At 33.5% G+C, this 22,701-nt stretch carries 23 protein-coding genes; 9 read left to right on the top strand and 14 right to left on the bottom strand.

The annotated features are described in order from the left end of the window. Positions 1-43: 43 nt before the first annotated feature. The 11 genes from GXM16_RS18790 to GXM16_RS18740 all read right to left on the bottom strand — a co-directional run bounded on the left by GXM16_RS18790 (position 44) and on the right by GXM16_RS18740 (position 9,508). Positions 44-1,210, bottom strand: a complete 1,167-nt coding sequence (locus GXM16_RS18790) for an MFS transporter (protein ID WP_163396031.1) — start codon at positions 1,208-1,210, stop codon at positions 44-46. A 103-nt stretch (positions 1,211-1,313) separates the two neighbouring features. Beyond that, the gene (locus GXM16_RS18785) at positions 1,314-1,664 is read right to left on the bottom strand and encodes a cupin domain-containing protein (protein WP_163396030.1); all 351 of its coding nucleotides are present in this window, start codon (positions 1,662-1,664) and stop codon (positions 1,314-1,316) included. 199 nt (positions 1,665-1,863) lie between these two features. Then, a complete protein-coding gene (locus tag GXM16_RS18780) occupies positions 1,864-2,655 on the bottom strand; it encodes a T9SS type A sorting domain-containing protein (RefSeq protein WP_163396029.1) in 792 nt (263 codons plus the stop codon). A 6-nt stretch (positions 2,656-2,661) separates the two neighbouring features. Further along, entirely contained in the window at positions 2,662-3,177 is a 516-nt protein-coding gene (locus GXM16_RS18775; RefSeq protein ID WP_163396028.1) for an ankyrin repeat domain-containing protein, read from the bottom strand. An 11-nt stretch (positions 3,178-3,188) separates the two neighbouring features. Then, the gene (locus GXM16_RS18770) at positions 3,189-3,740 is read right to left on the bottom strand and encodes a YceI family protein (RefSeq protein WP_229684389.1); all 552 of its coding nucleotides are present in this window, start codon (positions 3,738-3,740) and stop codon (positions 3,189-3,191) included. 12 nt (positions 3,741-3,752) lie between these two features. Further along, positions 3,753-4,100, bottom strand: coding sequence for a hypothetical protein (locus GXM16_RS18765; RefSeq protein WP_163396027.1), 348 nt, complete (start codon positions 4,098-4,100; stop codon positions 3,753-3,755). 14 nt (positions 4,101-4,114) lie between these two features. Further along, the gene (locus GXM16_RS18760; RefSeq protein ID WP_163396026.1) at positions 4,115-4,978 is read right to left on the bottom strand and encodes a DUF5777 family beta-barrel protein; all 864 of its coding nucleotides are present in this window, start codon (positions 4,976-4,978) and stop codon (positions 4,115-4,117) included. 10 nt (positions 4,979-4,988) lie between these two features. Then, on the bottom strand, positions 4,989-5,378 hold the full coding sequence (locus tag GXM16_RS18755) for an OB-fold protein (RefSeq protein ID WP_163396025.1): 390 nt from the start codon (positions 5,376-5,378) through the stop codon (positions 4,989-4,991). Positions 5,379-5,507: 129 nt separating this feature from the next. After that, entirely contained in the window at positions 5,508-7,952 is a 2,445-nt protein-coding gene (locus tag GXM16_RS18750; RefSeq protein ID WP_229684388.1) for a TonB-dependent receptor, read from the bottom strand. A 90-nt stretch (positions 7,953-8,042) separates the two neighbouring features. Further along, positions 8,043-8,942, bottom strand: coding sequence for a FecR family protein (locus GXM16_RS18745; protein WP_163396023.1), 900 nt, complete (start codon positions 8,940-8,942; stop codon positions 8,043-8,045). Positions 8,943-8,992: 50 nt separating this feature from the next. Continuing rightward, positions 8,993-9,508 (bottom strand): RNA polymerase sigma factor, encoded by a 516-nt coding sequence (locus GXM16_RS18740; RefSeq protein ID WP_163396022.1) that lies wholly within the window; start codon positions 9,506-9,508, stop codon positions 8,993-8,995. 317 nt (positions 9,509-9,825) lie between these two features. On the opposite strand from GXM16_RS18740, the gene GXM16_RS18735 reads away from it, so the two are divergent. Further along, positions 9,826-10,800, top strand: coding sequence for a hypothetical protein (locus GXM16_RS18735; protein WP_229684387.1), 975 nt, complete (start codon positions 9,826-9,828; stop codon positions 10,798-10,800). Positions 10,801-10,867: 67 nt separating this feature from the next. Here GXM16_RS18735 and GXM16_RS18730 read toward each other — a convergent pair whose 3' ends face one another. After that, a complete protein-coding gene (locus GXM16_RS18730) occupies positions 10,868-11,389 on the bottom strand; it encodes an NADPH-dependent FMN reductase (RefSeq protein ID WP_167519879.1) in 522 nt (173 codons plus the stop codon). A 26-nt stretch (positions 11,390-11,415) separates the two neighbouring features. Continuing rightward, positions 11,416-12,285 (bottom strand): archaemetzincin, encoded by an 870-nt coding sequence (locus GXM16_RS18725; RefSeq protein ID WP_163396020.1) that lies wholly within the window; start codon positions 12,283-12,285, stop codon positions 11,416-11,418. Between the two features lie 190 nt (positions 12,286-12,475). Here GXM16_RS18725 and rlmF point away from each other — a divergent pair, with 190 nt between their 5' ends. The 8 genes from rlmF (at position 12,476) to GXM16_RS18690 (ending at position 20,861) form a co-directional block, all read left to right on the top strand. Next, positions 12,476-13,426: a 23S rRNA (adenine(1618)-N(6))-methyltransferase RlmF gene (gene rlmF / locus GXM16_RS18720; protein ID WP_163396019.1), complete on the top strand. Its 951-nt coding sequence runs from the start codon at positions 12,476-12,478 to the stop codon at positions 13,424-13,426. A gap of 57 nt (positions 13,427-13,483) precedes the next feature. Further along, positions 13,484-13,717, top strand: a complete 234-nt coding sequence (locus tag GXM16_RS18715; RefSeq protein WP_163396018.1) for a hypothetical protein — start codon at positions 13,484-13,486, stop codon at positions 13,715-13,717. Next, positions 13,702-13,941, top strand: a complete 240-nt coding sequence (locus GXM16_RS18710) for a hypothetical protein (protein WP_229684386.1) — start codon at positions 13,702-13,704, stop codon at positions 13,939-13,941. Before GXM16_RS18715 ends, GXM16_RS18710 begins: the two co-directional genes overlap by 16 nt. Further along, positions 13,911-14,003, top strand: a complete 93-nt coding sequence (locus GXM16_RS22910) for a type II toxin-antitoxin system RelE/ParE family toxin (RefSeq protein WP_308422544.1) — start codon at positions 13,911-13,913, stop codon at positions 14,001-14,003. Before GXM16_RS18710 ends, GXM16_RS22910 begins: the two co-directional genes overlap by 31 nt. Before the next feature lie 401 nt (positions 14,004-14,404). Next, positions 14,405-15,343 (top strand): alpha/beta fold hydrolase, encoded by a 939-nt coding sequence (locus GXM16_RS18705; RefSeq protein ID WP_244307522.1) that lies wholly within the window; start codon positions 14,405-14,407, stop codon positions 15,341-15,343. Positions 15,344-15,411: 68 nt separating this feature from the next. Further along, positions 15,412-17,403 carry an excinuclease ABC subunit UvrB gene (gene uvrB / locus GXM16_RS18700; RefSeq protein ID WP_163396017.1) on the top strand — a complete coding sequence of 664 codons (1,992 nt, stop codon included), beginning with the start codon at positions 15,412-15,414 and terminating at the stop codon, positions 17,401-17,403. Between the two features lie 63 nt (positions 17,404-17,466). Next, positions 17,467-18,777, top strand: coding sequence for a tRNA lysidine(34) synthetase TilS (gene tilS, locus GXM16_RS18695; RefSeq protein WP_163396016.1), 1,311 nt, complete (start codon positions 17,467-17,469; stop codon positions 18,775-18,777). After that, positions 18,777-20,861, top strand: coding sequence for a protein-disulfide reductase DsbD family protein (locus tag GXM16_RS18690; protein WP_163396015.1), 2,085 nt, complete (start codon positions 18,777-18,779; stop codon positions 20,859-20,861). The genes tilS and GXM16_RS18690 overlap by 1 nt, the downstream gene beginning before the upstream one ends. Before the next feature lie 325 nt (positions 20,862-21,186). Here the strand turns inward: GXM16_RS18690 and GXM16_RS18685 are convergent, their stop codons facing one another. Beyond that, the gene (locus tag GXM16_RS18685) at positions 21,187-22,512 is read right to left on the bottom strand and encodes an ammonium transporter (RefSeq protein WP_163396014.1); all 1,326 of its coding nucleotides are present in this window, start codon (positions 22,510-22,512) and stop codon (positions 21,187-21,189) included. Positions 22,513-22,701 lie beyond the last annotated feature (189 nt).

Genomic DNA, 22,701 nt, shown 5'->3' with positions numbered 1-22,701 from the left:
TGAACGCAAATTTACAAATTAATTTTTTATCAAATTATGCTTTCTATTTTTTAGATTTTGATTTATAAGTAAGTCCGTACACTGTTAATGCCAATATTGAAAGTCCAACACAGCCTATAGTTACAGCGTGCCAGCCTCCCAATTTCCACAATAACAATCCATATGCAGATCCGGCTGCAGTTCCCAGAAAACTAAATGACATAAAAACGGTATTTAATCTGTTTCTGGCTTCAGGAAGTAAAGAATAAACACGGGTTTGATTTGAAATATGAACACCCTGAATACCGATGTCAATAAATACAATTCCAATCGCAATTCCGATAACACTTCCTACTGAAAAATAAAAAACTAAAAAGCTAATCAGTATCAATAAACAACCGTAACCAACTGCTACCCTTGAACCTCCTTTATCGCCCATTTTTCCAACTAATGGAGCTGCCAAAGCTCCTGAAGCTCCTACGATTCCAAACAGACCTATTGTAGCACTGTTAAAATTGAATGGCTCTCCGGAAAGCAATAAAACCATAGTGGTCCAGAAAGCTCCAAACTGAGCAAAGCTGAACACATTGATTAAAGTAGCTTCTCGCAAGACAGGCTGTGTTTTAATTAATGTAAAAAGCGACTGGATCAACTTGCCATAAGATCCTTCAAACTGAGGTTTATTGACAGGAAATTTATTCTGAATGACAAAAAAGATTAAAAGACAAATTCCGGCAGCGATATAAAACATCGACCTCCAGCCTAAAAACTGTCCAATAAAACCGCTTAAAGTCCTGGAAAGTAAAATACCAACTAATAAGCCACTCATTATCGTTCCGATAACTTTTCCTCTTTGTTCCTGGCCGCTTAATGACGCGGCCAAAGGTAAAATAAGCTGTGGCACTATTGAAGTGATTCCGATTAGCAGGGAAGCTATTTGTAATATGAAGAAACTTTTAGCTGTAGCCGCAATTATCAATGCTATTACAGAAGCAAAAGTGGTGATTAAGATTTGTTTTTTTCTTTCGATTTTATCTCCCAACGGAACCATAAAAAACAGCCCTAAAGCATATCCTGCCTGTGTGAGATAGGTTATGGTTCCGGCATTGGCTTCCGGAATTTTAAATTCGTTTGCAATTAAAACTATCAAGGGCTGGCAGTAGTAAAGATTTGCAACTATAAGACCAGTGCAAACTGCCATAAACAATACATTCGTTCTGGATAAATTCATGTTGCAAAAATACCAATCTAATGTTTAGCAAAACTTTAAAAAATATATAAATTTTTCAAAATTACAACCCAGTTAATTCAAAGTTTTGTTGATTCTTCTGATTTTAATACTTCATGAAATCTTCGCGCATAGGACTAAAAACATCTGTCAGCATTCCTTCTTCTACGCACAAAACACCATGAATTGCGTGTGGCGGAATATAAAAACTATCTCCTTCCTTCAGTAATTTTGTTACTCCGTTTATCGTAACATCAAATTTGCCTTTTGCTACATAAGTAACCTGAGTATGATAATGTTCGTGCAGGGCACCAATTGCCCCTGTTTCAAAATATACATTTACAAGCATAACACGATTATCAAAGGCTAAAATTTTGCGTTTTACGCCTTCTCCAACTACTTCCCACTGAATTTCCTCTCCAAAAAGAAACTCTTTACTTGAAACAGAATTTTCCATATGTTTTTCAAAAATTGATTGAAGGACAAAAATAATGCATTTTATGAGATTAAACTTCAAATATCATAATTGCATTTCTCAAAACAAACTCAATTATATGGAAAACAAAAAAACGCCAAACATACTTACCTATTTGGTAAATACATTTGGCGCTTACTAAACAATCTTTAATTTTGCTGTCTGATGTACAGCTTCTCAACTAATTAATAATAATTTTTTTCCAGGTTTTTTCCTGATCATTTTGCAATTCAATTAGATAAACTCCTGTCTGTAAACTTTTTAACGATACTTCCACAGTTTCAGATTTTCCTTCAACGTTAATGGTTTCAACCAATGTTCCTGTTTGAGAGTATACATTTATTTTATCTAAACCTGTATTGGTTTCAATACTAAAATTGCCATTTGACGGATTAGGATAAATAGCTGAAGTTTTCAAACTAAAATCATTTACACCTAAAGTGGCGGAGAGAGGGACACTTACATTGTATCCGCGATTACTTCCTCCATGATTGTTTAACCCGTACCCGGCAGTACTTCTTCGTGCCCAGGCAAAATCAATAGTGGAATTAGCGTAATTAAAGGTATAATCGTTTGCGTCACCTGTTGATAAATTTCGTTCTGCAGTTATGGTTCTAGTTGAGGGAGAAGCAGCAGAAGTTCCTGTGTCTGAAATTAATGTCCAGCTTTGCAAAGCATCTGTATTAGGGAATTGAGCATATCCGGCATGACTCCCGTCTACCAGTGTCGTTCCGCTAGCATAGACAAAATCTTCACCAGTTTCCATTCCTCCACCCGATCCAAAGCTTCCAAATTGTAACGCAAACCATCTGTCCTTAGGCCCAGTAAGCTTTAATGTTACTTTTTGAGTAGTATTATTTAATGTTAAATTTGCCGTCATATTTGTAGACAAAGTAATGTCTCCGGTCGATTTTTGCTGAGCAAAACTGCTCATACTAATTATTAAAAGTCCTAAAAGGGTAATTTTGTTCATAATCAATTATTTTAAAAGGTTAATAATTTGTTCATTTTGAGAAAAAACAGCATATTCAAATGCTGTTTTTTCTTTATTGTCTTTAATTGTTTTATCGGCTTTATAATCTAAAAGTAATTTGACTAACGGCTCATTTTTGAATTGTACCGCTAATGACAAGGCTGTTGTTCCGTTGGCATCAGTCGAATCTGGATTTGCTTTTTTATCCAATAACAATTTTACCAGTTCCGGATGGTTTTTGTAAGTGGCAGCCATAAGTGCCGTTCCCATATCCGAATTATAATTAATGTCTTTTACGTTTTCTATCAAAAATCTGGCAACCTCAACATTTCCTCTGTAACAGGCTAAAATCAAAGGACTTGTTTTACTTTCGTTAAGAGAATTGATTAAATCTGGATTTGATTTATGGAGATTTTGAATCTCTGTCAAAGTTCCGCTTCGGGCAATATCAAAAACATTTTTGTCTTGTGCCTTACTCTGGAAAAAACATAAAATCAGGGCTAACAATAATAGTTTTTTCATCTTTCAAACAATTAATTAGCCTCCAAAGCAAAATTCATAGCAACTTTTACGTTCTCGGCAATTTTACCTTTAACCAAACTTGGGATTTCGATTTTATAATCCTGCGGTTTAACTGAAATTGCACTCGTTGCAAGTATTTTTGCTCCGCTTAGCGCAAGATTGATTTTGGTTTTTATTTTTTTGGTAACACCGTGAATGGTTAAATCACCCTCTAAGTCATAAGCCGTTTTTGTGGCAGACAACTTTTTGGCATCAAAATTTAAAATTTTCCCTTTAAAAGTGGCTTTTGGAAATTGGGAAGATTCCATATAATTTTCATTAAAATGCTCTTCCATTAACGGTGCTTTGAATTTGAATGATTTTATTAAAGTAAGGGCCACAAAATCGCCTGTACTCTTTTCAAGAATACAGGAAGCCGTTTTATTTGTTGCAGCTACCTCCTCAAAAGCAGGCATTGATGCTTCGAATTTAACTTCTCCTGTTCTGGTTACCATTTTTTGTGAAAAAACCATATTTCCCACCAATAAAAACAATACTGCTACTATTACTTCTTTCATTTTCATTTTATTTGTCTTTTAGTTTTTATATCCTTCTTTTTGCCAAAGTAAAATCATGTCTATAGTAGTTCTCGGAAGAGGCGCACCGGGAGGCATTACGCTTCCACATGATTGAGTCTGGTCTATCCTGCAAATCAGGTTCCCGTTTTGTGCCGCATCCCTAACCTGCTCATACGTTTCTAAAGTTGGGAATCGTCTTCCTGCTGCGTGACAACCTACGCAGTTTGCCTGTATTACAGGTCCAACATTTGCTGTGTAAGTAGGTGAATCTGACGATTCAGATTCTGAAATTTCTTCGTAAGTTCTCGTCGTGCAGGATGTTATAAATGCTGCACATATCATTAATAGTATTATGGTCTTTTTCATCTTTTAATTATTTTTTAGAAAGATCTGTACATGTTAAATCCAAAATAAACTTTTCCTTTATTCCAGTCGCCTGCAGCAGTAGAGAAAACAGCTACATCATTCATAGGCTGACTGTTGGAGAATACCAACTGAAAAACGTGTCCGCCGGTTTCGATATCCAAGCCAACAGTAAGCGGATTATGATAAGGATCAATCGCTTTCTCGTCTGTAATTACCCTGGCGGCATATTCAAGATTAACACTCATTCTTTTGGCAATTTTGTATCGTAATCCTGCTGCTGCAGAAAATACATTTTGCTGTTCAACAGAATCGTCATATAAGTTTTTATAAACATTGATCAAACCAATTTCTGCCGAAAACTTTTCGTTTACCTTTCTGGAAACCAATAATTGTGTGGTAAAAGCCAAACGATCAGAAAATCTTATGTTTGGATATATTTCTTTTTCCAGGCCGCTGTTAATATCTATAGTATTATACCCTACAATTGTAACCGGAAAACCGTTCACTTCCTGATTGGCCATTTTGTATTTGACGGCTATTTCATAGATTTTATTATAAGTATGTCTGGTAGCTCCGAAGCTTAACCAGTTTGTCACACCATAAATTCCTCCGAATTTTGTCAGGGCGTTATCCAGTCCGAAAAAATTATTAAAACCTTCTGACAAATCTCCAAATCGGTGAGAAACAATCATGTACCACTCGCCTTTGGCCGGCAATTTTGTAGATTGCATATTCGCTATCTGCAAACCTTTGAAAGCTGCTATTTCAATTTGTTTTTCACTTGATTTCACAGTATCGAGTTCACTTAGTAAATCATCTTGGGCAAATAAGTTTCCCGTCAAAAAAAATACAAGCATAAAGCCTAAAAAATTCCTCATTTTTATTTAATTAATCATTATTTACTACTGAGCACTCATCTAATTTTAATTCTGCCATCAGGTCATCATATCCTACAACCCTTCCTTTCAGAGTTACTGCCTGACCTTCCTTTATGGAAGAATCTGCTTCTTTGAAATCACACACAATTGTATTGTCTACAATAATTTGCTTATCATTTATTTTACTTACTGTTCCTTTAACAGCAATGGCTTTTTCAAGGTATTTTGTATTTGATTTTTCAATATCAGCTTCATATTCAGCTATAATCTCTTTTGAAGAAACACTAAAAACAGCATCTTCAGCAGACACATCCCTGCCTCCGCCATACCAGACGTAACAATAACCAAAAACACCGAAAAGCGCTATCACAAGAACTGTCAGTATTATCTTTTTTTTCATTTTTTATTCTTTTAAAGGGGTTCAATAGTAAAACAGCCTTAGTACAGATTACCCTACCAAAGAATTATATTTTTTTTAAAAAAAATTGAAAGAAAATACAGAGAGATTCTTAATTTGAAAAATGAAGGTTTAAAAAGAAACTCTAAAACTCAGATTTGGAGTCCTTTGCAATGAAAATGTTTCCACTTCCTCTATGGAGTTAGAAAGTGAACTTATTCTGTAATATTCACTGATTTCATTTTTTCTGTTGAGGATATTCAAAACAGAAAGTCCTAATTTATACTGAATTCCTTTTTCAGTTACCCATTTGTAAGTTGAGGAAAAGTTAACCTGCGAGAAAACACTTAAATTAGTATTATTAGGTTTATTGTAAACCAAAACAGGATCTGAAAGATCAATTCTGGAGATATCAGGAGAAGTTCTTGGCCTTCCGGATGACCATTTAGTACCCAGCGCAATTTTGAAATTATTTTTTTCAAAAATTCCGGCCCACGAAACTGTATGGCTTAATTCGAAATTATTTGGAAAACTTGGATATTCATAATTGGTAAAATGGTAATTATTGTTGTTGTAGGTATAACTCAGCCAGGTGAGAAAGTAATTCATCTTTTTTTGAATCAGAAACTCTGTTCCCAGAACTTCATAATCCCCGGTAGTCCTTACAAACTCTAACTGGTTCTGAAAGCCCTGACTCGCAGTAGTAATTCCTTTTACTTTTTTGTAGAAATTTTCAATATCCAACAGCCAGTCGTTCTTTTTATAAAATAAATTCAGTGATAGCTGTCTGCTTTTCTGAATTGGAATTGTCGAATTATTGGAAATAATCCAGCGCCTTTTTTCAATACCGAAATAATCTTTCTGCAGATCAATAATTTGCTGGGAATTTTGACTTTTTAATTCTCCCAACAGCTCCAGATTCAAATTTTCATTAAAACCATAATTAATTTGTATGCGGGGTTCAGCAATATACTTTTTGAATTTTTCAATATAATTTAACCGCATCCCTGCATTTAATATAATTCTGGAAATTGTATCATTATATTTTCCTTCTAGAATTAAAGCATGCGTTCTTAAAACATCTTTCGTTTTGCGATAAAAATCAGGATTAATTACCCGTTCTAAATTGACGATACCGGTTTCGTTAAACTGATAACCGTTATTAAAGCTGAACGTTGAATTAATGATATGATTGTTTTCTAAATTTATTCCGTTATTGGAAACAGTATTTTCCTGAGTAACCATTTGATCTTCATTTGTGGTTTTTTGGTTCCCCAAAAGCTCATAAGAAGAATTGTAAATGTTGATTTTAGTAGTGTTGAAGCTATTCCAATTGCGTTCCCACGATATATTTCCACCATAATTTTGCTGGCGTAAAACATTCTCTTCTGATTTTTGCAGGTTAATTACAGATGCACTCTGAAAAACCTTTAAATTGTCCTTTATGGTAATCAAATCAACTATCAGTTGATCTTTATTTCCTATTTTTTGTACATATTTTAAAGTGGCATCATAAAAATCAAATTCTTTGTCACTTTGATAATTTACATCCTGGCTTTTAGAAAAATCAGTAATCGTGGTATTTTGAAATACTTTATTAAAATATTCCTTATAGGTTGGGGTTTCTACAAAATCAGTAATCGATTTTCGCCCTGAAACTTCAATATAACTCCTTTTTGAAAGATTATATTTAGCATAAACATCAGCATTAATCATGTTGATCCCGGCACTAAACATATTCCTTTCATTGTTTTCAGGTGTGGAAGAAATAGCTACAACACTCGAAACACTTTCTCCGTAAAAAGCAGAACTTCCGTTTTTATAAATAGAAATGGTGTGTGCCAAATTAGGATTGAAGACCGATATTAAACCAAAAAAATGTCCCGTCTGGTACATTCGTATTCCATTCCACAAAAATAAATTCTGATCATGCGTTCCGCCCCGGACATTAATACTTGAAACGCTCTCATCCAGACTATTTACGCCCGGAATCTGCTGCATGGTCTGCAAAGCATCCGGCTCGATAAGTCCGGGAAGAATTCCAAATTTTTTGGGTTTAATTTCAAAAGAGCCATCACTGTTTTTCGAAATTCCCGAAGCCAGAATAGCATTGGTTTTAATTTCCTCGAGTTCTGTAATTTCAGGTTCTAATATTACTTTGAAACAGTTTTTAGAATCCAAATTCGCAGTTGTTATTGTTTGGGTTATAAAACCGATATGGCTAATCGACAAAATATTTTCAAAACCTTTTTCAAATTCAAAATAACCATTTGAATCCGTAGCAATTTGGGTACCATCATTTAAATGGATATTTGCATTTTCAATAGGCTTTTTGTCGATATTGGAAAAAACATATCCGCAGATTACTTTAGAATTTGTTTCTTTTTTATAAATATTAATAAATTTATTGTTCAGATTTTCAAAAGACAAATTGGTTTTTTGAGCAAGATATTGTAGTTTTTGTTCTAAAGAGAGCGATTTTCTGGGACGAATTAATTTTATACCTGCTACATTATCTTCTGTATAATTAAAATTTACACGATGCCGCTGCTCAATTTCAAACAGAATTTTTTTCAATAGTATTGTTTTTCCTTTGTCCTGAGCTAAAAGACCAAAAACAAGGAAAAACAAAAAAAACGAAAAATGAAATTGTTTGGGGCGCAACATCTATTTTTCGTCAAAAATTATTTTATTTTCTGAAACTTTTTTTGCTTCTAAATGATAGGTTGTACTTATAATTTGTAACGCTACGTTCAGATCGTCAGCAGGCAATTTTCCTGTAAACAATGAAGTTGTATCTTTTGCATTTAATTCAATTGTAATATTGTATTGCCTTTGAACTTCATCTAACAAACTTTTAATATTTTCTTTATTAAAACAAATCTGGTTGTCCATCCATTCTGGTTTTGATGCTTTTACCAGGGCACTGAATTGTTCTCCGTCTTCAAAAGTAACACTTTGTCCGTGTGTCAAAATGAGTTGTTTATTTGCATAATTTACTCTAACGCGGCCTTCATAGCAAACTACGTCAAACCTGTTTTTTCGCGCTTTGACATTGAATTGAGTCCCTAAAACAGATACTTTCCCCAAGTTGGTCTGAACTTCAAAACGTCTTCCTTTAGACACTTTGAAATAAGCCTCGCCTTCCAGTTCAAGGCGTCTGTTGTTGTTCCAGTTCCATTTTTTATAATTTATTTCAGATCCGGAATTCAGAACAACCTCAGAATTATCAGGTAACATAAAAGTCGTTCTTTCTCCAAAATTGGCTGTTTGGGTTTCCGGTATAAATTTTTTCATCGCAAAAGTGATCCCCAAAGCCAAAACAAAAATAGCTGTCGCACGAAATGCCCACTTTTTGTATAATGGAATCACTTTCGGAGTTATTTTTTTCTGTTGAAGGATATTTGACAACATAGCATTTTCATCCAGTTCATCAACCTCTAAATGATCAGTATATTGTTTTATCTTTTGATATTTTTCAAAATCCGGGCCAGCCTCAAATTCAGCTAATTCTTTCTCCGATAAATCATTACATAGCCATCTAGCTAACAAATCATTCTTTTTCATTGTATCGTACTATATTAGTAAAACAATCAGGGCTACATTTACCCTACTTTTTATAAATCAATTTCTTTACGTAAACTTAACAAAGCCAGATGAATGCGTTTTTCTACTGCCTTTACGCTGATATTTAATTCAACAGCAATCTCGCTATATTTTTTTTTGTCGATTCTATGCATTAAAAAAGCCACTCGCTGTTTTTCGTTTAAATTCCCAATAGCTTTCAAAAGTTTGTCCTGAAATTGTTTTTCTTCCAGGATATATTCAGGACTTTCATTGGTTCTGTCTAAAGTTGTGAAGTTTTTTTCATAACGTAAAACGACTTTCTGATGTGCAATTTCATTTAAAGTGCTGTTATTAGCAATTGTATAAATATATGATTTTGCTTTTTCCAGAGGAACGGAAGAACAGTTTTGCCAAAGTTTCATAAAAGCTTCCTGGGCAACATCTTCTGCCTGATCTTTATTACCAAATTTGTAAAAAAGAAAATTCCGAAGTGCTTTTATATGAGTTTTAAAAAAGGACGAAAACACTATTTCGTCACAGGTATTTGATTGGTTTTGATTTGGCATTAGCAGTAAAATCTTTCAATTTGGAATTTGCAAAAGTATTTCTTTTTATTTAAGTAGGGTAAATGTAGAGTAAATTGTTTTTATTCAGGTATAAGCAGAGTGTATCACTAATTATTCTAAAGCCTGATTTTGTCTGAACTCAGCTCATCAAACCCAAACTTTTTTTATTGTAAAAAATTTTATTATCAGAACAAATATTCAAATCTATAATAATTGATATAAAAATTGCTAAAACGAGAATTCCTAAATTTAATTACCTTTGTAAAAATATAAACATGTTGCGCTTCCAAAAACTTTTATCAATAATTGGTCTTTTGATGATTTTATCTTGCCAAAGTGAAACAGACGAACAAAAGACCAGTCCGCAGACTGTTACCAATGACGCTCCTCTTACCTCTTATTTGCAAAGAGTAGCCATGGTAAAAACGGTTCATGACAACTTAATTGACGGGTCGAGTTATTGTACTATAAAACTGCCCTATACAGTTACGGTTAATAGCGAGAATATTGCTATAAATACTACAGCAGATTATCAAAAAGTCCTAAATAACATCAATGCAAGTACTACGGATGATGATGTTGTAAAAATTGATTTTCCGGTAACTATGGTTTATTATAATTATATCGAAAAACTTATTCCCGATCAGACCGATTTTGATTCATTAATTGATTACTGGAACCTTTATCCGGATCTTTTATCTAAAATCAATGGTTTAAACATTAATTATCCTATCACCATTAATATTTACAATAGTTATAATCAGGCAGCAAGTTCTGTCTCGATCACTAATGACCAGAATTTCTTTAATTTCATCAAAAACTTAAATCCAAGTCAGTATATTTCATTAAGCTATCCTATTTCCATTACAGATTATAATTATCAGACAAAATCAATTTCTAATAATATTCAATTTGAGAATGCAATTATAGAGGCTATCGAGAAATGTCCTGAAAACAATATAAATACTTTTGACTTTACCGAAATTATAACAAAGGGTTCATGGCGTATATCCTGCTTTTATAATAAGGTAGAAAAATCTTCAGAATACGCTGGTTATTCTTTTGTTTTTAAAAGCGATAAATCTGTAATAGCTACAAAATCAGGTGTTACTCAAACCGGGCAGTGGGAAAGCAATGTTGTAAACGGTGTGAGAAATTTCAAAATCAGTTTTAGCTACAACTACTTACTGCTTCACAAATTAGATTATAGCTGGGAATTGTTTGAGCTTAATAATTCTCTTATACGTTTTCGGGATGAAAGTAACGGTAACTACCTTTACTTTGAAAAATAAAACCCTTATGGCAAATAATTTTTTTAAAGTGAATTAAAGAAAGATCAGCTTTTACTAATTAATTTTATTATAAAAACTGATTCTCAAAGTTATAGAGAAAATTTTTAAGTGCTTTTAAAGTTTCTTTATGGATAATTCTTCCTTCGGCATCTATTTTTCCCCGTATACCGGATATTAATAGCTGCTGATTTTTTTCAAATTTAGCCTCAAGGGTCTTCATGATTAACAAAAGTTGCTCATTAGCCATTTCTCCTAATGCAGAAGCTGTAATAAGTCCCAACTTTTTATTTGAAAAAATTGTAGTTGAAACACACCATTCGAGAGCGTTTTTTAAGCTTCCCGGCAAACTAAAAACATATTCGGGAGTACAGATTATAACTCCTTCTGCATCTCTAATTTTATTCCTGAATGAAACCACATTTTCAGGTGGATTATCTGTATCAAGATCTGGATTAAAATGAGGGATTTCGGTCAGATCTTCAAATATTTCTACTTCAAAACATGGGTTAATCTGCTCAGAAATAAATTTCAGAATTTTAAAATTACTCGAATTATGCCTCGTACTGCCTGTTATGGCTAAAATTTTCATTCTTAAAATTGATATTTGTTTTTATGTTATTGAAAAGCAGCAGCATCTTTCTCCATCAGTTTGAGTTCTTCAGTCAGATTATTGCTTTTAAAATAGTTTAGTAATTCGACCAGTCTTTTTTTATTATCGTATTTTATACCCGAATTTAATTTTCTCTGGCAAAGAGAACATAATCTTATAGAACTGCTGTCTGTTTCACTCATACTGTTGGTTCCATTCATTATACAATCTGCATGAATACAATGATGCATACCAAACATATGACCAATTTCATGGGAACTTATTTTAAGAAGCCTTGACAGACATAAATTAAAATTATCAGAAGTCAGTTTTCCATCCTGTAATCTATAAATAGAACTTACCCCTACCTTATCACGATAAGAGGCTAATCCAAAAACGAAGTTCCACTCAGGCTTTGGATATAAGTCAACTTCAGTCAATCCCATGAGGGCAATTCTTTTTAAAGGTTTATCTTTTTTTAAAACATTGTCTAAAATATATCCTGCTAAAAACTGCTTGTTATTTTCATTTCCAATTCTTTGTGCAGACTCGGGAATTACATCATTAGAAACCGTTTCCAGGGTTTTTGTTTTTAATTGAAAGAAAATTTCCAGATATTCCCGGAGCAGTTCTATTTGTTTGTTTTGTAAAGAGTTAAAATTCCCGATAGGTCTGATATAAATAATATTGGATTCACTGGTTGGAACAATATGTTTTGAATTTATAAATTGCTCAAAACTCTGACCTTTTTCTTTATGAGAGTATAGCCAATCTCCTTCAACTGGTTTTGCTAATTCAACATCATTTTTTTTGATCTGTTCGAAATATTCATTTCCATTCTGTTTAACGCATGTGCTACAGATGAATATGATAATCAAAAGCACTATTTTTTTCATATAAATTTGGGGTTTTATCAAGTCCAAAAATAGATAAATCGAAATCAAAAATTTAACAATTATTATAGAATTTTCTTATAGTATAGAAATATTAATTGTATTCTTTTCAGATTTATATTACATAGAACTTCAGCAGATAGTTACTTAAATGCTTAAAGGAATGACTATCTTTGCACTGAAAATGAAAAAAATGAAAACAACAGACAATTCAGAAAAAAACAATTTACATTCACGAAATCTTCATCGTTCACGTTATGATTTCGAACTTCTTATTTCAAATTGTCCAGAGCTAAAAACTTCTGTCTTCATAAACCAACACGGAATTGAAACGATCGATTTCAGTAACCCGCTTGCTGTAAAAAAACTCAACAAAGCTTTGCTGCAAACCTATTATGACATCCAAAGTTGGGATATTCCTAAAAACTATCTCTGTCCGCCCATTCCCGGAAGAACAGATTACATTCATTATCTGGCCGATTTACTGGCTGAAACCAACAACGGAAATATCCCGGTGGGTTCTTCAGTTTTAGGACTGGATATAGGAACCGGAGCCAACTGTATTTACCCAATCTTAGGAAGCGCAATTTACAACTGGAGTTTTGTAGGGACAGATATTGATAAAAAGGCAATCGAAAACTGCAGTAAAATAATTGAAGCCAATCCAAAATTGACTGAAGCCATCAGTTTACAACAACAAAGAGAATCGCGTTTTATTTTTAAAAACATTATCATACCGGAAGATCGTTTTACATTTACCATGTGTAACCCGCCATTTCATGCGTCTGCAGAAGAAGCCAATAAAAGTGCTTCCAGAAAAATTTCGAATCTCAATCCTAATGATAAAAAAAATACAAATCCTGTTTTAAATTTCGGAGGTCAAAACGCCGAATTGTGGTGTAATGGCGGTGAAATTGGTTTCATAACCCAAATGATCTACGAAAGTGTAAAATACGCTTCACAATGTTTATGGTTTACTACGCTGGTTTCTAAAAAAGAAAATCTTTCAGCCATTTACAAAACTTTGAAAAAAGTAAACCCAGCCGTAGTCAAAACAATTGATATGGCTCAGGGCCAAAAAACAAGCCGAATTGTTGCCTGGACTTTTTTGAGTAATACTGAACAAGAAACATGGAAATTTTAAGACGGATTCAGTGCTGATATAAAATTTTGTTTGTAACTTCGGATAAATTATAACATTATGAATACGCTTCAGCTTAAAAATATCCTGATTTCTGAAATTGAGAAAATTGATGACGATGTATTTTTATCAGCATTAAAAACGATTTTAGATAGCCGAAAAACTTCACCTAAAGCAGCTTATTCGGAAGAATATAACAATGACTTAAAAGTTGCTGAAAATGATATTCATAGCGGTAATTTTTATTCTCATAATGAAGTTAAGAATAAAATTGAACAATGGAAAAAAAAATAATTTGGTCAAAAGCTGCTCAAAATCAGCTTGAAAAAATATATTTCCATTTATTAGAAGAATCTAAAAGTAAAAATATCCCAAACAAAGTTATTGGTACAATTTATAATTCGGTTACAATCTTAGGTACGAATTGGGAGATTTATGAATTGCATGAAATGAAAATTCCAACTAATGTAAATTATCGGCTTATGAAATTTACAGTTATCGAATTTCTTACAGAATAACTTCAGAAAACATTTATATTTTGAGGATTCGACATACGAGCCGAAATCCAAAAAAGTTATAACTAATTTAAGAGTTAGATTTCAAACTTAAAAACCTCGATTTTATAATTTACTTTCGCTAGCATAACTACTAACTATTAAAAAAACAACAAAACATAGGTTGTCTCGCATCCGTTTTTATAGTAGAAGGTTTTCTACTCAAAGATCTCAGAACTATTCGTTTTATTAATCTTTTTGAATGTATCTGCTTTGTAATTTATAGCATCTTTTTAAAAGATCTCGGGGGATATTAGTCAATGGCTATTGCCGGTAATTATTCCCAATACTATTTTAGCTTTTGTTCAGATTTATCATCTCACAAGCAAAAAAAACATAAAGCTTATAATTTTGATATTTTGAAACAAAATTCTGGAACGCAAGTAGTATTTCATTATCGTATTTTTATAGTAAAATTGAATATACGATGATGAAAAGAGTACTACATACATTTATAGTTTTATTTCTGCTTTGTGGCTGTGCTTCTAAAAAAGCAAAATTTGATGATTATGTTTTTCACACACAAAAAGAAAAACAAAGTTATCTAAACTCATACGACAAAGCATTAAAACTTTGGAATATCCCATATACTGAAGAAAACATTAAAACCAGTTTCGGAACTGCGCATGTTATAACTGCAGGCCCTAAAAACGGAAAAGATTTAGTGCTGCTGCACGGAATGGACGCCTCCTCTACAATGTGGTATCCCAACATTAAGGCTTTGGCAAAAAATCATCGAATATATGCGATTGACTTTATAATGGAACCCGGAAAATCCAATCTGACTGCCAAACCTCTTTCGAAAGAAAATATAGTGGTCTGGTACCAAGATATTTTTACACATTACAAATTAAAAAAGTTTGATATTGTAGCAGCTTCACGTGGTGGCTGGATTGCAACGTTACTGGCAGTTCAAAAAGAAAATTCAATTGATAAAATAGTCCTTCTAAGTCCTGCACAAACCTTTGAATTTATTGATAAAGTTGGCAAAACATCATCCGCTTTAATGTTAAAACTTTTTCCTAGCGAAAAGAAATTCGGAAAAACACTGGAAACGTTTTCTACCCATCCGGAAAAAATTAGTCCTGTTTACAAAAGACAATTTTACCTGGCAAACAAATATGCAAAATCAAATTCAAGCATGTTAAAGATGACGCCTTTTTCTAATGAAGAATTAAAATCCATCAAAAATCCCGTTTTAATACTTATTGGTGATAAAGATGTAATCAATTCAGAAGATAGTCTGGAAAAAGCAAAAAAATTTATGCCGAACAGCAAGACTAAAATAGTTAAAGATGCTGGACATTTTTTGAGCATTGATCAAACAAAAGCAGTTAATGATGCTATGGTCAATTTTTTAGAATAAGAAGAACTTAACATTTAATAGTATTCAAACTTTGTATCTTTACAAAACTAATTTTTTCATACTTCTAAATGAATTTTCAGGTATCCTCAGAATATAGTCCAAAAGGAGATCAGCCTCAGGCAATCCAAAAACTTTCACAAGGTATTGTTGATGGTGAAAAATACCAAACGCTCTTAGGTGTAACGGGTTCAGGTAAAACATTTACAATGGCCAATGTGATACAGGAAGTACAGAAACCAACATTGGTTTTGGCACATAACAAAACTTTGGCAGCCCAGTTGTATTCAGAATTCAAACAGTTTTTCCCCAATAATGCAGTTGAATATTTTGTATCCTACTACGACTATTACCAGCCGGAAGCTTTTATGCCGGTTACAGGTGTATTTATAGAAAAGGATTTATCTATCAATGAAGAACTGGAAAAAATGCGTTTAAGCACGACTTCTTCATTGCTTTCCGGACGCAGGGATATTTTAGTAGTGGCTTCGGTTTCTTGCTTGTATGGTATCGGAAACCCAGTGGAATTTCAAAAAAATGTAATAGAAATTACAAGGGATCAGGTTATTTCGAGGACTAAATTATTACACAACCTGGTACAAAGTTTATACGCCAGAACTGAAGCGGATTTTAATCCCGGAACTTTCCGTATTAAAGGTGATATCGTAGAAGTATACCCAAGCTATGCTGATGATGCGTACAGAATTCATTTTTTTGGAGATGAAATTGAAGAAATTGAGTCGTTTGATGTAAAAACTTCACAGGTAATCGAAAAATTCAAAAGGCTGACCATTTATCCGGCTAATATGTTTGTGACTTCGCCGGATGTATTGCAGGGTGCTATTTGGGAAATTCAGCAGGATTTGGTAAAGCAGGTTGATTATTTTAAAGAAATAGGAAAACATCTCGAAGCGAAACGTCTGGAAGAAAGAACCAATTTTGATTTGGAAATGATTCGTGAATTGGGCTATTGCTCCGGAATTGAGAATTATTCCCGCTACCTTGACGGAAGAGAAGCCGGAACAAGACCTTTCTGTCTGCTGGATTATTTTCCAAGCGATTATTTAATGGTGATTGATGAAAGCCATGTAACCGTTTCACAGGTTCACGCCATGTACGGAGGTGACCGAAGCAGAAAAGAAAATCTGGTTGAATATGGTTTTCGTTTACCTGCTGCAATGGACAACAGACCTTTGAAATTTGAAGAATTCGAAGCCATGCAAAATCAGGTGGTGTATGTTTCTGCAACTCCGGCCGATTACGAATTACAAAAATCGGATGGTATTTATGTAGAACAGATTATTCGTCCAACCGGATTATTGGATCCTACTATTGAGGTAAGACCAAGTTTAAACCAAATTGATGATTTAATAGAGGAAATTCAGGTACGTTGTGAATTGGATGAAAGGGTTTTAGTAACTACTTTAACCAAAAGAATGGCAGAAGAATTAGCTAAATATTTAACTAAAGTAAATGTTCGCTGCCGTTATATTCACTCAGAAGTAGATACTTTGGAGCGTATCGAAATCATGCAGGATTTACGAAAAGGGATTTTCGATGTATTAATTGGAGTCAACTTACTTCGTGAAGGTCTGGATTTACCGGAGGTTTCGCTGGTTGCTATTTTGGATGCCGATAAGGAAGGTTTTTTAAGAAATCACAGATCTTTAACCCAGACTATTGGACGTGCGGCCAGAAATATAAATGGGAAAGCAATTATGTATGCTGATAAAATTACAGCCAGTATGCAAAAAACAATTGACGAAACCAATTACCGTAGAACCAAACAAATTAATTTCAACACAGAAAATAACATAACACCACAGGCATTAAACAAAAAAATCGAAAGTGCTTTTACCAAAAATCCATTGGTCGAATATGAACTTGGGCATACTCTGCAAGCAGCAGCCGAGCCGGAAGCAACTTATTTATCAAAACCTGAATTAGAAAAATTAATTCGTGAAAAGCGTAAATCAATGGAAAAAGCAGCAAAAGAATTAGACTTCTTACAGGCTGCCAAATTGCGTGACGATATTAAAAAGTTACAGGAACAACTTTCATAGATCCTTATATTTTTTCAAAAGCCTTAATTTTGCATTTCAAATATTCATCTTTTAATTTTACAGATGCTTTCAAATTTTAAAAATCATATTTCGGCTAGATTTCCGTTTTTGAAAAACAAAAAACTGTTTCTTGCTGTCAGCGGCGGACTGGACAGTATGGTTTTGCTCCATTTGTTTCAGCAATTAGAATATAAAATTGCGGTTTTGCATTGTAATTTTCAGCTTCGCGGATTGGAAAGTTTTGGTGATGAAGATTTTATTCGAAATTACTGCGAAGAAAACAAGGTCTCCATTTTTACCACCCAGTTTGATACCAAAGCTTTTGCAAAAGATTACAAATTGTCTACCCAGATAGCAGCCCGGGAACTAAGGTATAGCTGGTTTTATGAACTATTGGAGACACATAATTTCGATTATATATTGACAGCTCATCACGCAGATGATAATCTGGAAACTTTTATCATCAACCTCAGCCGTGGTACCGGACTAGATGGTTTGGTTGGAATTCCGGAACAAAATGATAAAATTATTCGCCCGCTTCTGCCTTTTTCAAGGGAAGAAATCCTGAATTACGCCAAAGAAAATAATATCGAATGGCGGGAAGACAGCAGCAATGCTTCGAATAAATACCTGCGAAATAAAATCCGTCATAATTTAGTTCCTGTTTTAAAGGAAATCAATCCAAATTTTTTAAAGGCTTTTCAAAAAACGCAATCCTATTTACAGGAATCAAACGAAATGGCTGAAGATGCTTCGATTATGATTTACCAACAGGTTGCAAAAGAAGCCGGAGAAGACATTCATTTCGATTTAAACCAGCTTAAAAAATTACCCAATTACAAATCGTATTTATACCAATGGCTGAATGAATTTGGATTTCTGGCATGGAATGATATTTATGATTTAGTTGACGGACAATCTGGGAAACAAGTATTTTCAACAGAGTTTCGATTACTAAAAAACAGAGAAACTTTGATTTTAAGTCCAATTTCTGAATTATCGGAAAATGAAGAATTTGAAATCAACGAAAACGACACAGAAGTTAATTTTCCCTTAAAGTTGAAGCTTTGTAACGTTAGTCACATAACTATAGATTCAAATAAAGTTATATTTGTAGATGCTGAAAAAATTCAGTACCCGATGATTTTACGAAAATGGCAGGAGGGTGATTCTTTTCAGCCTTTTGGTATGAAAGGAAAGTCAAAGAAAATCAGTAAACTTTTTAAGGACGAAAAGTTATCGCTGATTGAAAAAGAAAACGCATGGCTTTTATGTTCAAAAAACCAAATTGTATGGGTAGTCGGAATTAGGCAGGACGAAAGATTTAAAATAGAAGATACCTCAAATAAAATACTTAAAATAGAACTGCAATAATGAACTTTAATCAATCCCGTCAGGCACTAACGCCAAAAAGTTTCTGGAGTAAATCCATTTTATTTATACTGTTTTTCTTTTTTTCTTTTTCAAACAGTAACGCCCAGATAATAGAACCGGTAAAATGGACTTCTAAAATCGAGAAGAAATCTGAAACCAATTTTGTTTTAATTTTTGACGGAATTATAGAAAAAGACTGGCACATGTATTCCCAATTTACTCCGGAAGGAGGTCCTTTGGCTTTAGAAATTAGCTTTAAAAATCAAAAAGGGAATTATGAGTTGATAGGCAAAGCAAAAGAAGGAAAAACCAAAACAGCCTTTAATGACATTTTTGGAGTAAACGAAACTTTTTTCGAAGGAAAAGCACATATTGAGCAGGAAATCAAAATTATAAATCCTAATTTAAAAACCGTTGAGGCTGAATTTGATTTTCAGGTTTGTAAAGAAGTCTGTATCAATTCCAATAAAAAATTCTCAATTGCTATTCCATCCTTATCGAAAGTAGAAGCTGCTATTCCAACGGTATCTGAGACTAAATTAGATGAAACTAAAGTAACGGGAATTGCTGTAGACACTTTAAATACAACTGTAAAAACTGCTAAAGCTGAAACAGCAGAAACAAAGTTGGATGCAAAAGCTAAAACACAAGCCCCAGCTTCGGCCAGAAGTTTATGGTCTGTCTTTTTGGTCGCTTTCTTATTTGGATTTACAGCATTGCTCACACCTTGTGTTTTTCCGATGATTCCTATGACAGTAAGCTTTTTCACAAAACAGAGCAAAACAAAAGCTTCCGGAATTAGAAATGCAATTATTTATGGAATTTCCATTATTGTAATTTATGTTTCACTTGGATTTCTGGTTTCATTAATCTTTGGAGCAGATGCTTTAAATTCTTTGGCAACAAATGTTTGGTTTAATATTGGATTCTTTGTTTTATTAATCATTTTTGCGACTTCTTTTTTAGGAGGATTTGAAATTATGCTGCCTAATTCATGGGCGAATAAAGTAGATCAACAAGCAGACAGAGGCGGGATAATCGGAATATTATTTATGGCTTTGGCATTGGCTATTGTATCTTTCTCCTGTACAGGCCCCATTGTTGGGTCGCTCTTAGTTGAAGCTGCAACAAATGGGGTAGTTGGTCCAATAGTTGGAATGTTTGGATTTTCATTAGCGTTAGCTTTACCTTTTATGCTGTTTGCATTGTTTCCGGGATGGCTGCATTCATTACCCAAATCCGGTGGCTGGCTGAATACTGTAAAAGTAGTTTTAGGGTTTTTAGAATTAGCATTTGCTTTCAAATTTTTATCAAATGCTGATTTGGTTTTGCAATTGCATTTTCTGGAAAGAGAAGTCTTTTTGGTAATCTGGATTACTATTTTTGGAGCTTTGGCTTTGTATCTTTTCGGAAAAATTACATTACCGCATGATAGCCCTTTACAGCATATTTCTGTTGGAAGATTGTATTTAGGATTGCTTTCTATGGCCTTTACAATTTATTTGATACCCGGGCTTTGGGGAGCACCTTTGAAATTGATTAGTGCTTTTCCACCACCGCCCACATATAGCGAAAGCCCTTTTGGAATAGGCGGCTCAGGAGCCACAAATACGAGCCAGCAGGAATTACCAAAGGGCGCAAAATTAGGTCCTCATGGAATTGTTGTTTTTGACGATTATGACAATGGATTGGCTTATGCTAAATCTGTAAACAAACCTATTATGCTTGATTTTACAGGTCATGCCTGTGTAAATTGCAGAAAGATGGAAAACAATGTTTGGTCTGATGACAAAGTTTTACCAATCTTAAAAAATGAAGTGGTTTTGATTTCTTTATATGTTGATGATAAACGTGAATTGCCTGCAGAAAAACAATTTGTAACAGCTACGGGAAATAAAATCGAAACAATTGGTGACAAATGGACTGAGTTTATGATTTCAAAATACAAAACGAATACACAGCCCTTGTACGTTATTACAGATTTAGAAGGAAATAATCTGAATAACTCAAAACCTACTATTAGTTATGTTGGTGTTGAGGAATATTTAACCTGGTTAAGACAAGGAATTTCAAATTTCAAGTAACAAATGAAATTTCTTGATTTTTTAGATTTAATTATTAGTAAAACATTTGCTTTATTGGCATTTTTATTTTACATACTTAATAAAGACAATTTCAAAACACGAAGAGAGCAAGGAATGCATGATTGACAAAAGTAGAAATATCAAATCATGGTGATTATTTATTTTTGATTGTATTTTGTCTGGTATATTTCTTTTCTTTTTATAGAACCATTTTTTAATTATAATAATTGAAATAATAAAACAAGGTTGAATTAATTCAAAATAAAATGCCCTCTAAATTTAAACTTAGAGGGCATTTTTATATTAATAAAGCTGATTAAACTTCTTATAGGTATTCTCCGTGTTGAGAGATATCTAATCCTAATTCTTCTTTTTCTTCAGTAACTCTTAGAGGAGTAATTTTGTTTACAATGAAGAATAAAACATAAGAGCTTACAAAAGCAAATACTGAAACCAATACTAATGCTTTTAATTGTGTTAAGAACAAAGTAGCATCACCAAAAATTAATCCCTGATTGTCCCCAACAATAGAATTTACATCTTTAGAAGCAAAAACTCCAGTCAACAACATTCCTACCATACCACCAACACCGTGGCAAGCAAAAACATCAAGAGCATCATCGATTTTTCCTTTAGGGAATTTGCTAACAACAATATTACTAATTACAGCAGCGATAATACCAATTGCTAAAGCGTGAGGGATAGATACAAAACCAGCAGCAGGTGTAATAGCTACTAATCCTACAACAGCTCCGATACAAGCACCCATAGCAGATAATTTGTGACCTAATATCTTATCAAGGAATACCCATGCCATTGCCGCAGAAGCAGCTGCAACAGTTGTAGTTCCTAAAGCCTGAGCTGCAAGGCTTCCAGCTCCAACAGCAGAACCAGCATTGAAACCAAACCATCCGAACCATAATAAACCTGTACCTAACAACACGTAAGTGATTCTTGCAGGATTTACTTTTTGAACTTTACGTTTTCCTAAGAATATAGCTCCTGCTAATGCAGCCCATCCAGCGCTCATGTGTACTACTGTTCCGCCAGCGAAATCTAAAACTCCCCATCCGAAGAATAATCCATCAGGATGCCAAGTCATGTGACATAATGGAGCGTAAATCAATAATATAAATAAAACCATAAATAACAAATAAGCCCAGAAACGTACACGTTCTGCAAAAGCTCCTGTAATTAAGGCCGGAGTAATGATTGCAAATTTTGCCTGAAACAATGCAAAAAGGATAAAAGGAATTGTTGGTGCTAACTCCCAGGCAGTATTGGCACTAACACCCTGAAAGAATATATTTGAAGTAGGATCTCCTATGAATCCGCCTATTGATGGACCAAAACATAATCCAAAAGCAATAACTACCCATAGAATAGTAACAATTACCATTGCCATAAAACTTTGCAGCATAGTACTAATTACGTTTTTCTTACCAACCATACCTCCGTAGAAGAAACCTAAACCTGGTGTCATTAATAATACAAAAGCAGTTGCAACAACCATCCATGCGGTATCTCCTGTGTCCATTTTCAATTCGACAACGTGAGCTCCCAATGTTTTTGATTCAGTAACAAATGAAATAGAAAAAATGGACAGTAACAAAATTGTGATAAGAATCACACTTAAAATAATTTTTCGCATCGTTATTTAGTTTTAAAATTTTGGGTAAAAATATAAAATCATCACATACCCCCCATAAAAAATACTGCATAATGTTTAATTTTTGTTAATTTTTCATTTTACCCCCCTTTGTTTTACACCTATTTCTTAAAACATATATAAATTTTACAAAATATTAATCCTGAAATAATAAAAATTCATCCTTTTTTA

It is taken from the genome of Flavobacterium limi (assembly GCF_010645075.1).
GTDB classification, from domain to species: Bacteria; Bacteroidota; Bacteroidia; order Flavobacteriales; family Flavobacteriaceae; genus Flavobacterium; species Flavobacterium limi.
The sequence above is the reverse complement of the archived record's forward strand: the minus strand, read 5'-3'. Positions and strand labels throughout refer to the sequence as shown.